This is a genomic window from Pseudomonas sp. P179 (assembly GCF_000478485.2).
Classification (GTDB): domain Bacteria; phylum Pseudomonadota; class Gammaproteobacteria; order Pseudomonadales; family Pseudomonadaceae; genus Pseudomonas; species Pseudomonas aeruginosa.
This window is the reverse complement of sequence record NZ_KI517354.1, coordinates 2,860,217-2,872,354: the sequence shown is the minus strand read 5'-3', so window position 1 is coordinate 2,872,354 and position 12,138 is coordinate 2,860,217. Positions and strand designations below refer to the sequence as shown.

12 protein-coding genes are annotated in these 12,138 nt (G+C 65.1%); 6 read left to right on the top strand and 6 right to left on the bottom strand.

What is annotated here, in order from left to right; all coding sequences use genetic code 11:
• Positions 1-191: 191 nt before the first annotated feature.
• A complete protein-coding gene (locus HMPREF1224_RS25885; protein ID WP_003112945.1) occupies positions 192-686 on the top strand; it encodes a 2-thiouracil desulfurase family protein in 495 nt (164 codons plus the stop codon).
• Positions 687-688: 2 nt separating this feature from the next.
• Here HMPREF1224_RS25885 and HMPREF1224_RS25880 read toward each other — a convergent pair whose 3' ends face one another.
• Positions 689-1,381, bottom strand: coding sequence for an amino acid ABC transporter permease (locus HMPREF1224_RS25880; protein ID WP_003084339.1), 693 nt, complete (start codon positions 1,379-1,381; stop codon positions 689-691).
• A 71-nt stretch (positions 1,382-1,452) separates the two neighbouring features.
• Positions 1,453-2,223, bottom strand: coding sequence for a cystine ABC transporter substrate-binding protein (locus HMPREF1224_RS25875; protein WP_010793552.1), 771 nt, complete (start codon positions 2,221-2,223; stop codon positions 1,453-1,455).
• 292 nt (positions 2,224-2,515) lie between these two features.
• On the opposite strand from HMPREF1224_RS25875, the gene HMPREF1224_RS25870 reads away from it, so the two are divergent.
• On the top strand, positions 2,516-2,953 hold the full coding sequence (locus tag HMPREF1224_RS25870; RefSeq protein WP_003084345.1) for a DUF4399 domain-containing protein: 438 nt from the start codon (positions 2,516-2,518) through the stop codon (positions 2,951-2,953).
• 57 nt (positions 2,954-3,010) lie between these two features.
• Here the strand turns inward: HMPREF1224_RS25870 and serA are convergent, their stop codons facing one another.
• A complete protein-coding gene (gene serA, locus HMPREF1224_RS25865) occupies positions 3,011-4,240 on the bottom strand; it encodes a phosphoglycerate dehydrogenase (RefSeq protein ID WP_003112947.1) in 1,230 nt (409 codons plus the stop codon).
• Between the two features lie 203 nt (positions 4,241-4,443).
• On the opposite strand from serA, the gene HMPREF1224_RS25860 reads away from it, so the two are divergent.
• From HMPREF1224_RS25860 to HMPREF1224_RS25845, 4 genes are all read left to right on the top strand, one after another.
• Complete coding sequence (locus HMPREF1224_RS25860; protein ID WP_003112948.1) at positions 4,444-5,838, top strand: FAD-binding oxidoreductase; 1,395 nt, start codon at positions 4,444-4,446, stop codon at positions 5,836-5,838.
• Positions 5,839-5,929: 91 nt separating this feature from the next.
• On the top strand, positions 5,930-6,595 hold the full coding sequence (locus HMPREF1224_RS25855; protein WP_003110705.1) for a fumarylacetoacetate hydrolase family protein: 666 nt from the start codon (positions 5,930-5,932) through the stop codon (positions 6,593-6,595).
• A gap of 98 nt (positions 6,596-6,693) precedes the next feature.
• Entirely contained in the window at positions 6,694-7,683 is a 990-nt protein-coding gene (locus tag HMPREF1224_RS25850) for an SdiA-regulated domain-containing protein (RefSeq protein WP_003121726.1), read from the top strand.
• Positions 7,684-7,766: 83 nt separating this feature from the next.
• Positions 7,767-8,117, top strand: coding sequence for a NirD/YgiW/YdeI family stress tolerance protein (locus HMPREF1224_RS25845; protein ID WP_003084357.1), 351 nt, complete (start codon positions 7,767-7,769; stop codon positions 8,115-8,117).
• An 80-nt stretch (positions 8,118-8,197) separates the two neighbouring features.
• On the opposite strand, the gene aphB is transcribed toward HMPREF1224_RS25845, so the two are convergent.
• The 3 genes from aphB to HMPREF1224_RS25830 form a co-directional block, all read right to left on the bottom strand.
• Positions 8,198-9,232, bottom strand: a complete 1,035-nt coding sequence (gene aphB, locus HMPREF1224_RS25840) for an acetylpolyamine amidohydrolase AphB (RefSeq protein WP_003112950.1) — start codon at positions 9,230-9,232, stop codon at positions 8,198-8,200.
• Between the two features lie 15 nt (positions 9,233-9,247).
• Positions 9,248-10,642 (bottom strand): APC family permease, encoded by a 1,395-nt coding sequence (locus HMPREF1224_RS25835; RefSeq protein WP_003112951.1) that lies wholly within the window; start codon positions 10,640-10,642, stop codon positions 9,248-9,250.
• A gap of 420 nt (positions 10,643-11,062) precedes the next feature.
• Entirely contained in the window at positions 11,063-12,106 is a 1,044-nt protein-coding gene (locus HMPREF1224_RS25830) for an ABC transporter substrate-binding protein (RefSeq protein ID WP_010793551.1), read from the bottom strand.
• Positions 12,107-12,138: the final 32 nt, after the last annotated feature.

Below are 12,138 nucleotides of genomic sequence, written 5' to 3'. Positions count from 1 at the left end.
CAGTTCTATCCTAAGGATCGGCAAGAAATAGCCCTGGTCCCCGCCATACGGGCGCTGGAGCGCTACCGCGAGGCCTAACTCCGGTTGGGTCGAGGGCGGGTTTCCCCGGTGTTTCCCGGCTACTGTTACCGGGCGTGACCATCGGCGAGCGGCGGGCTACTCTGTGTGCCTGTCAAAGGGGTGGAGCATCCATGCAGAAGGTTCTGGTCAGCCGTTGCCTGCTGGGCCACCTGGTGCGCTACGACGGTGGCAGCCATGGCCCGTTCGACCTGCTCTCGCGCTGGCATGCGCAGGGGCGGATCGTCGCCCTTTGCCCGGAGGTCGCCGGAGGCCTGCCGACGCCCCGCCCGCCAGCGGAGATCCCCGGCGGCCAGGGCGGCGAAGTGCTGGACCGGCTGAACCGGGTCTTCACCGTCGACGGCGAGGATGTCAGCGAAGCATTCCTGCTGGGTGCGGAGGCGGCAGTGGAGCTGGTCCGCCGCCATGACATCCGGATGGCCGTGCTCAAGGCGCGCAGTCCTTCCTGCGGCAACCTGGAGAACTACGACGGGCGCTTCAACGGCAACCGGGTCGCCGGCGAGGGCGTTACCGCCGCCGCCCTCAAGCGCATGGGCGTGCTGGTATTCAACGAGGATGAACTGGACCGCGCCGCGGTCTGCCTGGCCGGCCTCGACGCCGGCGGCTGAACTCAGCGCCGCAGCGGCGCGGTCAGGCGGTTCTCCAGGGCTTTCTGCACACGCTCGAAGAGTGCCGAAAGCAGCCAGTAGATCCCGGCGGCGGCGAGATAGAGCGGCAGCGGCTGGAAGGTCTCGGCGATGACCTCCTTGGTCGCCAGCATCAGTTCGGTCACGGTGATCACGGAGATCAGCGAGGTGTCCTTGATCAGGCTGATCAGGCTGTTCGACAGGCTCGGCACCGCCAGGCGCAGGGCCTGCGGAGTGATGATGTTCCACAGGGTCTGGCCCCAGGTCAGGCCGACCGAGAGCCCGGCTTCCCATTGTCCCTTGTCGATGCCGAGGATCGCCCCGCGCATGGACTCCGAGAGATAGGCCGCGACATTCAGGGTCAGCGCCAGGATGCCCGCGGTGACCGGGGTGAACTCGATGCCGACGCTCGGCAGCCCGTAGTACAGGACGAAGATCTGCACCAGCAGTGGCGTCCCGCGGAAGGCGCTGACGTAGACCGCGGCGATCTGCGAGACCACCGGCACCTTGGTCACCCGGACCACCGCGACGCTGAAGCCGAGGATCAGGCCCAGGACCATCGATACCGCGGCGAACAGCACGGTATACATCGCGCCCTGGAGCAGGAAGGGCCAGGCCATCCCGAGCAGCTCGACCAGGTTGGCGAGCCATTCGAGCAATTTCTGCAGCGAATTCATTCAACACTCCATCGACAAACACGACGGCCGCGTCCCTCGGACGCGGCCGCTTCCCCCGTTCGGGCGGGAACTCACTTCGGCGGCTGGCTGACGTCCAGGCCGAACCACTTTTCCGAGAGCTTGGCGAAGCGGCCGTCGGCCTTGATCTTCTCCAGCGCCGCGTTCAGCGCCTCGCCGAACTTCGGGTTGTTCTTCCGGTAGGGAATCGCCATGTTCGCCACCGGTCCCACCGCCGCGCCGGGCTTGACCGGGAGCTTGGCCTCGCGGATGGCGAAGGGGATCAGCAGGCGGTCGTTGAGCGCCGCGTCGATACGCTTGCTGGCCAGGTCCTGCAGGTATTCCGGGGCGCCCGGATAGGTGCGCACGTTGATCCCGGCCACCGACTTCGCCAGGTCGGCGTAGTTGGTGCCCTGGCCGACGCCGAGCTTGAGGCCCTTGAGGTCTTCCAGCGACCTGAACTGGCGGGTGTCGTCGGCGCGCACGATCAACTGGGCGCTGGAGATGGTGTACGGCTCGCTGAAGTCGAAGACCTTGCGCCGCTGCTCGTTCACCGAGACCTGGTTCAGCGCGATGTCGTACTTGCCGCTCTGCAGGCCGGCGAGGATGCCGCTCCATTCGGTGGTGACGAATTCCGGCTTGACCTCCAGCTCGGCGGCCAGCAGTTCGCCCAGTTCGGTCTCGAAGCCGGTGAGCTTGCCACCCTGCTTGAAGTTGAACGGCGGATAGGTGCCCTCCAGGGCGATGCGCAGGGCGCCGCGCTGGTGGACGTCGTCGAGCAGCTCGGCATGGGCCAGCGGGGCGGCCAGGGATACCAGCATCAGCAGGCGGGGCAGAAATCGCATGTAGTACTCCTCGGGTGGGAATGAACGTCGGTCGGGCCTATGCTGTTCGTTCAGCTTAGCCGGGCCCGCGTCCTGGACAATCGCGAACCTACTGGGTTGCATGCGGTCTTTCCAGGGGTTGCGGGCATTGACCCGGATTATGTGCGCGAGCGCCGCTCTACCACGGGCTTCGCAGTGGAAATCGCTGTGCCAGCGATGCCTTTCCCTGATTCGGAAGGCACGAAGAGTGCCGGGGAAATTCCGTCCAGTGGCGTTTCCCGGGTGCTAACGGAAGTGAAAACAGGAGACTCCCATGAGAGTGACATTGCCTTGCCTCGGTCTAGCCGCCCTGATGTTCGGCGCATCCGCCAGCCTGATGGCTGCCGACCTGCCTCGGACGAAGGCGCCCGAAGGGGCGAAAGTGTATTTCATCACGCCGGCCGATGGTGCAACCGTCGACAAGACCTTCACCGTGAAATTCGGCCTGAAAGGCATGGGCGTGGCGCCGGCCGGCGTCGACATGCCGGATACCGGCCACCATCACCTGTTGGTGGACCTGAAGGAGCAGCCGGCGATGAACCTGCCGCTGCCGATGACCGACAACATCCGCCACTTCGGCAAGGGCCAGACCGAAACCGAGATCACCCTGCCGCCGGGCAAGCACACCCTGCAACTGCTGGTGGGCGACAAGAACCACGTGCCGCTGGAGCCGACCGTGGAGTCGGAGAAGATCACCGTTACCGTCAAGTGACGGAAACGAAAAAAGGAGGCCGCTGGGCCTCCTTTTTCCTTTCCGCCGGACGCTGCCTTAGAACAGCACGCGGCTACGGATGGTACCGTTGACCTGCTGGAGTTTCTCCAGGGCCAGGTCCGAGTACTCGGCATCGACGTCGATCACTACGTAGCCGACCTTCTCGTTGGTTTGCAGGTACTGGCCGGAAACGTTGATGCCGTTGTCGGCGAAGACCTTGTTGATCTCGCTCATCACGCCGGGGATGTTGGCGTGGATGTGCAGCAGGCGGTGCTTGCCCGGGTGCGACGGCAGGGCCACTTCGGGGAAGTTGACCGAGGACACCGAGGTGCCGTTGTCGCTGTACTTGACCAGCTTCTCCGCCACTTCCAGGCCGATGTTGGCCTGTGCCTCGGCGGTGGAGCCGCCGATGTGCGGGGTCAGGATCACCCGGTCCAGGCCACGCAGCGGGCTGGCGAATTCCTCGTCGTTGGATTTCGGCTCGACCGGGAACACGTCGATGGCGGCGCCGATCAGGTGCTCGTCCTTGATCGCGGCGGCCAGGTGGTCCAGCTCGACCACTGTGCCGCGCGCGGCGTTGATCAGGATGCCGCCCTTCTTCATCGCGCGGATTTCCTTCTCGCCGATCATCCACTGGGTGGAGGGCAGTTCGGGAACGTGCAGCGAGACGATGTCGGACATGCCCAGCAGCTCGTGCAGGCTGCCGATCTGCACCGCGTTGCCCAGCGGCAGCTTGGTCACGGTGTCGTAGAAGAACACCTGCATGCCCAGGGCCTCGGCGAGTACCGAGAGCTGGGTGCCGATCGAGCCGTAGCCGACGATGCCGAGCTTCTTGCCACGGATCTCGAAGGAATTCGCCGCGCTCTTGATCCAGCCGCCGCGATGGCAGGAGGCGTTCTTTTCCGGGATGCCGCGCAGCAGCAGGATCGCCTCGGCCAGTACCAGCTCAGCCACAGAGCGGGTGTTCGAGTAGGGCGCGTTGAACACGGCGATACCGCGTTCGCGGGCGGCGTTGAGGTCGACCTGGTTGGTGCCGATGCAGAAGCAGCCGACCGCGATCAGTTTCTTCGCGCAGTCGAAGACCTCTTCGGTCAGCTGGGTGCGGGAGCGAATGCCGATGAAGTGCGCATCGGCGATCCTTTCCTTCAGCTCGTCGCCGGAAAGCGCGGTCTTGAGGTACTCGATGTTGGTGTAGCCGGCGGCCTTCAGCGTGTCCACGGCGTTCTGGTGGACACCTTCGAGAAGAAGGAACTTGATCTTGCTCTTGTCGAGAGAGGTCTTGCTCATCTGCGTAAACCTGTTGTCCCGGAGGAAGTGGCTGGAAAGCGAACTGCGCGAAGCGGGTCCGGCCGGCGCTGGCCGGCACCCGCAACTCGGCGCCCAGAGGCACTAAGCGCGGGGGGCGTATGCTAGCATGTTCTCCCTTTTCCTTGCCCGGTTGCGACCTGAGTTGTTCTCAGGACGACCATGAATCATTTGAGAGTTCCCGAATGACCCGCGAAGCCCTGATCGAATCGCTCAAGCCCCTGGTCGAGCCTGGCAAGCTGCTCGACGACGCCGCCTCCCTGGACGCCTACGGCAAGGACTGGACCAAGCATTTCGCCCCTGCGCCGCTGGCCATCGTGTTCCCCAAGAGCGTCGAGCAGGTCCAGGCGATCGTCCGCTGGGCCAACCAGCACAAGGTCGGTCTGGTCCCGTCGGGCGGTCGTACCGGGCTCTCCGCCGCGGCCGTGGCGGCCAACGGCGAAGTCGTGGTGGCCTTCGACTACATGAACCGGATACTCGACTTCAATGCCTTCGACCGCACCGTAGTCTGCCAGCCGGGCGTGGTTACCAAGCAACTGCAGACCTTCGCCGAGGAAAACGGCCTGTACTACCCGGTTGACTTCGCTTCTTCCGGTTCCAGCCAGATCGGCGGCAATATCGGCACCAATGCCGGCGGGATCAAGGTCATTCGCTACGGCATGACCCGTAACTGGGTGGCCGGGATGAAGGTCGTCACCGGCAAGGGCGACCTGCTCGAGCTGAACAAGGACCTGATCAAGAACGCCACCGGCTACGACATGCGCCAGCTGTTCATCGGCGCCGAAGGCACCCTGGGCTTCGTGGTCGAGGCGACCATGCGTCTGGAGCGCACGCCGAAGAACCTCACCGCTATGGTCCTCGGCACGCCCGACTTCGACTCGATCATGCCGGTGCTGCATGCCTTCCAGAGCAAGCTCGACCTGACCGCCTTCGAGTTCTTCTCCGACAAGGCCCTGGCCAAGGTCCTGGCCCGTGGCGACGTACCGCGGGCGTTCGAGACCGACTGCCCGTTCTACGCCCTGCTGGAGTTCGAGGCGACCACCGAGGAAGTCGCCAACGAGGCGCTGGCCACCTTCGAGCACTGCGTCGAGCAGGGCTGGGTGCTGGACGGGGTGATGAGCCAGAGCGAGCAGCAGTTGCAGAACCTGTGGAAGCTGCGCGAGTACATCTCCGAGACCATCTCCCACTGGACGCCGTACAAGAACGACATCTCGGTCACGGTTTCCCGGGTGCCCGCCTTCCTCAAGGACATCGACGCCATCGTCGAGGCCAACTACCCGGACTTCGAGGTGGTGTGGTTCGGCCACATCGGCGACGGCAACCTGCACCTGAACATCCTCAAGCCGGAAAACCTCGGCAAGGACGAGTTCTTCGCCAAGTGCGCGACCGTCAACAAGTGGGTGTTCGAGACCGTCGAGAAGTACAACGGCTCGATTTCCGCCGAGCATGGCGTGGGCATGACCAAGCGCGACTACTTGACCTACACCCGCTCGGAAACCGAAATTGCCTATATGAAGGCACTGAAGGCGGTGTTCGACCCCAACGGGATCATGAATCCCGGCAAGATCTTCGCCGAGTAGCAGGTGTCGCAACGCAGAGGGCCGGTCATCCGGCCCTTCTCGTCTGTGGCGGGCGCCACGGATGCCTTTCCACCCGTTCAGGAGTCGGTAAATGAGTTACCAGCATCAATATATCGACGGCACCCCGATCCACTTCCCCCTGGGCAAGCTGGTCTGCGTCGGGCGCAACTACGCCGAACACGCCAAGGAACTGAACAACCCGGTTCCCACCGAGCCGCTGCTGTTCATCAAGCCCGGCTCCTGCGTGGTGCCGGTGAGCGGCGGGCTGAGCCTGCCGCAGGAGCGCGGCTCGGTACACTACGAGGCGGAAATCGCCGTGCTGATCGGCAAGCCGCTGTCGCGCAAGCCGAACCGCGAGGAGGTCCTCGACGCGATCTCCGGCTATGCGCCGGCGCTGGACCTGACCTTGCGCGAGGTCCAGGCGAAACTGAAGGAAAAGGGCCTGCCCTGGGAGCTGGCAAAGAGCTTCGATGGCGCCGGCGTGCTGTCGCCGTTCGTGAACGCCGACCAGTTTCCCGACCCGACCGACATCGGCATCCGCCTGACCATCAACGGCGAGGTGCGCCAGGACGGCAACAGCCGCGACATGCTCAATCCGATCGTGCCGCTGATCCAGCACATCGCCGGGCATTTCTCGCTACAGGCCGGCGATGTGGTGCTGACCGGCACGCCGTCCGGGGTCGGGCCGCTGAACAGCGGCGACGAGTTGCTGCTCGAATTGCCGGGCGCCAGCCGTTTCGAGACCCGCGTGCTCTGAACCGCTGCGGCCGCCGGGTGCGGCCGGCCTCCCTAGCGCCGGCAGCGGAAACGACTGTCGGTCGGCTGGCCGACGCTTCGATTGACAGGCCGGGGGCAATGCCCTTTCATGGCGACGCCCAAGAAAACACCTGGCCAAACAGTCGAGCCTCGCCCATGTCCCTTGCCTCCAAGCTTCCCCGTTTCCGCTGGCTGCTGCCGGCGTTCGTCGTGCTCGTCGGCGTGGTGCTGACCATCGTCATGCATTGGGACGATCGCGCCGGCCTTTGGTGGAAGGAAAGCCAGGCCAGCCAGCAGCAGCGCGACGAAAGCATCTGGCTGCCGGGCTATCGGGTGGTGATCGACGCCAAGCCGTTGCAGGGCCTGGAGGAGGAAGAAACCTCGGACCTGGCCTACAACCCGGCAACCAGGACCCTGTTCACCGTTACCGGCAAGCGGCCGCTGCTGGTGGAGCTGTCGCTCACCGGCGACGTGCTGCGCACCATCCCGCTGCTCGGCCTGAGCAATCCCGAAGGCGTGGCGGTGCTGGAGAACGGCAACGTCGCGGTGACCGACGAGCGCCGCAATACCCTGACCATCTTCCATGTCGACCCGCAGACCGCCGAGCTGAGCACCAAGAGCCTGGCCGAATTCCCGCTGGGCAATATCGGCAAGAAGAACAAGGGCTTCGAGGGCATCGCCTGGGATCCGCGCCAGCAGCGTCTGTTGCTGAGCAAGGAGCGCGATCCGATGACCCTGTTCAGCTGGAAGAGCGACGGCGGGCCGAGCCTGAGCGGGGCGATGACCGCGCTACCGAGCGACGACCTGTACATGCGCAACGTCTCGGCCCTCAGCGTCGACCCGCGTACCGGCCATACCCTGGTGCTGTCGGCCGAATCGCATCTGCTGCTGGAGCTGGACGAGAAGGGCGAGCCGGTCAGCTTCATCAGCCTGCTCGGCGGCTTCAACGGCCTGGACAGCAAGATCCCGCGCGCCGAAGGGGTGGCCATCGACGACGAGGGCACCATCTACATGGTCAGCGAGCCGAACCTGTTCTACGTGTTCCGCAAGAAGAGCGGCGAGCGCCTGGCCACCAGCGACGCCGATTAAGCTTCGCTTAAGCGCCGATTAAGCCTGGTTTCAGCAAGGCTTCGTAGCCTGGACCCATCGAAACCAACTACGAGGCGTTACCCATGAAACTTCGTCACCTGCCCCTCATCGCTGCCATCGGCCTGTTCTCCACCGTCACCCTGGCCGCCGGCTATACCGGCCCGGGCGCTACCCCGACCACCACCACGGTGAAGGCCGCGCTGGAAGCCGCCGACGACACCCCGGTGGTCCTCCAGGGCACCATCGTCAAGCGCATCAAGGGCGACATCTACGAGTTCCGCGATGCCACCGGCAGCATGAAGGTGGAGATCGACGACGAAGACTTCCCGCCGATGGAAATCAACGACAAGACCCGGGTCAAGCTGACCGGCGAAGTCGACCGCGACCTGGTCGGCCGCGAGATCGACGTCGAGTTCGTCGAAGTGATCAAGTAAGGCCCTGAATCGAAACGGCCCGCCTCCCGGAAGAGAGGCGGGCCGTTTCGCGTTCCGACCGGGTGAAGTTGCGGGCGGGCTTACCGGTGAACCCCTTCGAAACCCTGTAGCACGTTCACTGCGTTGATCCCGATTTCCTCCACCGCGTAGCCTCCCTCCATCACGAACAGCGTGGCCAGGCCGAGCTTGCCGATGGCTTCGCCCATGCGCAGGTAGTCGGGGCTGTCCAGGCGGAACTGGGAAATCGGGTCCTCCTTGAAGGTATCCACCCCCAGGGAAACGATCAGGGCGTCCGCCGCATAGGCCTGGATCTGCCGGATCGCCGCCTGCAGCGCCTGGCTCCAGGTCGCCCAGTCGCTGCCGGCCGCCAGTGGGTAGTTGAAGTTGTAGCCGGTGCCGACGCCGTTGCCCTTCTCGTCGGCGTAGCCGAGGAAATAGGGGTATTCGAAGCGCGGATCGCCGTGGATCGAGGTGAACAGCACATCGGCGCGGTCGTAGAAGATGTCCTGGGTGCCGTTGCCATGGTGGTAGTCGACGTCGAGGATCGCCACCCGCCCGGCGCCCCGGTCGAGGAAGGCCTGGGCGGCGATGGCGGCATTGTTGAAGAAGCAATAGCCGCCCATGTAGTCGGCCGCGGCGTGGTGGCCCGGCGGGCGACAGAGCGAAAATACCGAGCGCGCGCCGTTGGCGAGTTCGGACTGGCCGCTGAGGGCGACGTTGGCCGAACTGGTGATCGCCTGCCAGGTCCCGGCGGTGATCGGCGCGCCGGCGTCGAAGGAGTAGTAGCCGAGGCGACCGTCGATGTTGTCCGGCTCCGTCTGCCGCAGGCGCCGGGTCGGCCAGGCGATCGGCAGCATGTCGTGGCTGCGGCCGGTGGCCAGCCAGTCCTGCCAGGCGTTCTGCAGGAAACGCACGAAACCCTCGCTGTGCACCCGGCGGATCGGTTCCAGGCCGAAGTCGCGCGGTGCGCGGACTTCGCCGAGGCCGACGGCCTTCACGCGGTCGAGGACCATGTCGGCGCGGCTGGGTTTTTCGAAGCAGGGGGTGAACTGGCCGCCGATCAGTTCGTGCCGGCCGTGGTGCAGGCGATGGTCGTCGCTGTAGATGGTCAGCATGTCGGGCTCCCGGGCTCAGTTCTGTTCGGAGAAGGTCACGGTCGGCGCCTTGCGGCGGAAACCGCCGGTATGCAACGCCAGGTAGGCGAGGCCGGCGGCGAACCAGGTCAGGCCGATCACCAGGGTCAGCGCCGAGAGGCTGGTCCACAGCCACAGGGTCAGGCCCAGGCCGATGGCCGGCACCAGCCCGTAGCGCAGCAGGTCGCGCGGGGCGCGGCGGCCGTCGAGCAGCAGGTAGCTGCGGATCACCGCCAGGTTCACCGCGGAGAACGCCACCAGCGCGCCGAAGCTGATCATCGAGGCCAGGGTGGTGAGGTCGATGACCACCGCCAGCAGGGAAATCACCGAGACCACCAGGATCGCGATCACTGGCGTCTTGAAGCGCTCCGAGAGGCTGCCGAACACGCGCCGCGGCAGGATGCCGTCGCGGCCCATGCTGTAGAGGATGCGCGACACCGAGGCCTGCGAGGCCAGCGCCGAGCCGGCGGCGCCGGCGACGTAGGCGGCGGTGAAGAAGCTGGCGAGGAACTTGCCGCCGGCCGCCAGCATCACTTCGTTGGCCGCCGACTCGGCGTCCTGGAATACGCTGCCGGGGAACACCAGTTGGCTGAAGACCGCCAGCACGGTGAACAGCAGGCCGGCGCCGACCGTGGTGATGACGATGGCGCGCGGGATGTCGCGTTGCGGGTCGCGGGTTTCCTCGGCCAGGGTCGAGACCGCGTCGAAGCCGAGGAACGACAGGCACAGCACCGCCGCGCCGGCCATCAACGGGGCGAAGCCCGGCTGGCTGCCGTCGCCGACGAAGGGCAGGCTCAGGTCCAGCGAGGGGATGCCGGCCAGGTGCTTGACCGCCATGGCGACGAACACCACGGCGAAGACGAACTGGGCGCCGACGATCACGTTGCTCATGCCGGCCACCGAGCTGATGCCGATCACGTTGAGCACGGTGACCAGGCCGATCGCCGCGAGCACGAAGACCCAGGCCGGCACCATCGGGAAGGCGATGTTGAGGAACAGGCCGATGAGCAGGTAGTTGATCATCGGCAGGAACAGGTAGTCGAGCAGCAGCGACCAGCCGGCGAGGAAGCCGACGCAGGGGCCGAAGCTGAGGCTGGTATAGGAATAGGCCGAGCCGGCGATGGGATATTTCTTCACCATGAAGCTGTAGGAAAAGGCGGTGAAGAGCATCGCCGCCAGGGTGATCAGGTAGGCGCTGGCGGTACGACCGCCGGTGATCTCGGTGACTACCCCGTAGGTGGTGAACATGGTCAGCGGAACCATGTAGACCAGCCCGAAGAAGACCAGGGCGGGAAGCCCGAGGATGCGCCGCAGGCCGGTGCCCTGGGCGCTGTGGACGTACTCGGGGCGCTTGCCGCCGATGAGGATGCCGTTGTTGCGTTCGCTGGCCATGTTCCGCTCCTCGCGAAATGCCGTATCGATCCCGCAGGCGGCCGCTTGGGCGGACCTTTCCTGCGCCGGGTGAATGGACGGGCTAGTGGAAAACCGCTGGGGTTTCCGCCGGGTCGGTGGAAATGGCAGTGACGAGAGGGCGCGCGGCGTGTGCGGGCACGGGCGTTGGGGCGTCGATAGTGTTCATGGCGTTCTCAGGAAGCGTTCTTGTTGGATTTCTAGCTCGCGGTCGCGAGGTTCCCTTGGGCTCTGCCGGCGCCGTTTCCGCGGCTCCGGGCGACCCCTCGAGGAGGGCGCGGTTCGACTCTAGCAATCCGGTTTCGCCGGGGAGAACCCTGTAGACGGTCAAAAAGGGATCGAGATGGCCAAGCTGGCTGGCCGGCCAGCGCTGGCGCGAGCTGGCCGCCAGCGCCGCGTCGATCATTTCTTAAGCTTGGTCCAGACCTTGCTGCGCAACGCCAGGGCTTTCGGCGAGCAGAGCTTGAACGGCTTCAGGCGGTCGAGCTTGTCCTGCGGGGTGTTGATCGCCGGGTCGTCGAACAGTGCTTTCTCCATGAGTTTCTCCGAGCCGACGATGGCGTTGTTGTACTTGGCGAAGTTGGAGGCGGCGGCGATGTTCTCCGGGCGCATCATCCAGTCGATGAAGACGTGGGCTTCCTTGACGTTGCTGGCGTCGCGCGGAATCGCGAAGTTGTCGATGAACAGCCGGATGCCTTCCTTCGGATAGATGTATTCGAGGCTGGCGCGTTGGGCGTGGGCGCGGTGGAAGGCGCCGTTCCACTGCTGGTGCATGGCGACCTCGCCGGCGGCCATGCGCTCGATGGTGCCGTCGCTGTTGTACATGGTCAGCGCCGGCTTTTGCCTGAGCAGCAGGTCGAGGACCTTCTGCGCTTCCCTGGCGTCCTCGGTGCATTCGTCGATGCCGAGGTAGTAGGTGGCGGGAATGAACAGTTCCTCGATGGAGTTCAGAGCCACCACCTTGCCTTTCAGCTCGGCTGGTGGTTCGAAGAACGGCTTCCAGCTTTCTTCCAGCCTGCCGCCCGGCACCTTCGCCGTATCGTAGCTGTAGCCGGTGGTGCCCCAGAGATAGGGAATGCTGTAGTCGTGGCCGGGATCGAAGCCAAGGGTCCGGAAGTTTTCCTTCAGATTGCCCAGGCTCGGCAACTGGCTCTTGTCGAGCTTTTGCAGCAGCCCCTCCTTGACGAATATTTCTATGAAACTGTCCGACGGCACCACCACGTCGTAGGCGCCGCCACCGGCCTTGAGCTTGGCCAGCAGCGTCTCGTTGCTGTCGTAGGCGTCGAGGGTGGCCTTGATCCCGGTGTCCTTCTCGAACTTCTTCAGCAACTCCGGCGGGTAGTAGTCCGACCAGTTGGCGAAGTGCAGGGTGCCTTCGGCGCGAGCCTGGCCGCCCAGGGCTAGACCGGCGGCGAAGAGCAGGGTGAGCGGTGTGCGGTAGGTCATGATGGACTCCTGGCGATCTTCTGTTTTTTCTT

Excerpts from the sequence above, each read along its gene's own strand:
- HMPREF1224_RS25875 (WP_010793552.1), bottom strand. The coding sequence starts at position 2,223 with ATGCGATTTCTGCCCCGCCTGCTGATGCTGGTATCCCTGGCCGCCCCG.
- aphB (WP_003112950.1), bottom strand. The coding sequence starts at position 9,232 with ATGCTGACCATCTACAGCGACGACCATCGCCTGCACCACGGCCGGCAC.
- HMPREF1224_RS25870 (WP_003084345.1), top strand. The coding sequence starts at position 2,516 with ATGAGAGTGACATTGCCTTGCCTCGGTCTAGCCGCCCTGATGTTCGGC.
- HMPREF1224_RS25850 (WP_003121726.1), top strand. The coding sequence starts at position 6,694 with ATGCCCTTTCATGGCGACGCCCAAGAAAACACCTGGCCAAACAGTCGA.
- HMPREF1224_RS25835 (WP_003112951.1), bottom strand. The coding sequence starts at position 10,642 with ATGGCCAGCGAACGCAACAACGGCATCCTCATCGGCGGCAAGCGCCCC.
- HMPREF1224_RS25880 (WP_003084339.1), bottom strand. The coding sequence starts at position 1,381 with ATGAATTCGCTGCAGAAATTGCTCGAATGGCTCGCCAACCTGGTCGAG.
- HMPREF1224_RS25855 (WP_003110705.1), top strand. The coding sequence starts at position 5,930 with ATGAGTTACCAGCATCAATATATCGACGGCACCCCGATCCACTTCCCC.
- HMPREF1224_RS25845 (WP_003084357.1), top strand. The coding sequence starts at position 7,767 with ATGAAACTTCGTCACCTGCCCCTCATCGCTGCCATCGGCCTGTTCTCC.
- HMPREF1224_RS25860 (WP_003112948.1), top strand. The coding sequence starts at position 4,444 with ATGACCCGCGAAGCCCTGATCGAATCGCTCAAGCCCCTGGTCGAGCCT.
- serA (WP_003112947.1), bottom strand. The coding sequence starts at position 4,240 with ATGAGCAAGACCTCTCTCGACAAGAGCAAGATCAAGTTCCTTCTTCTC.
- HMPREF1224_RS25830 (WP_010793551.1), bottom strand. The coding sequence starts at position 12,106 with ATGACCTACCGCACACCGCTCACCCTGCTCTTCGCCGCCGGTCTAGCC.
- HMPREF1224_RS25885 (WP_003112945.1), top strand. The coding sequence starts at position 192 with ATGCAGAAGGTTCTGGTCAGCCGTTGCCTGCTGGGCCACCTGGTGCGC.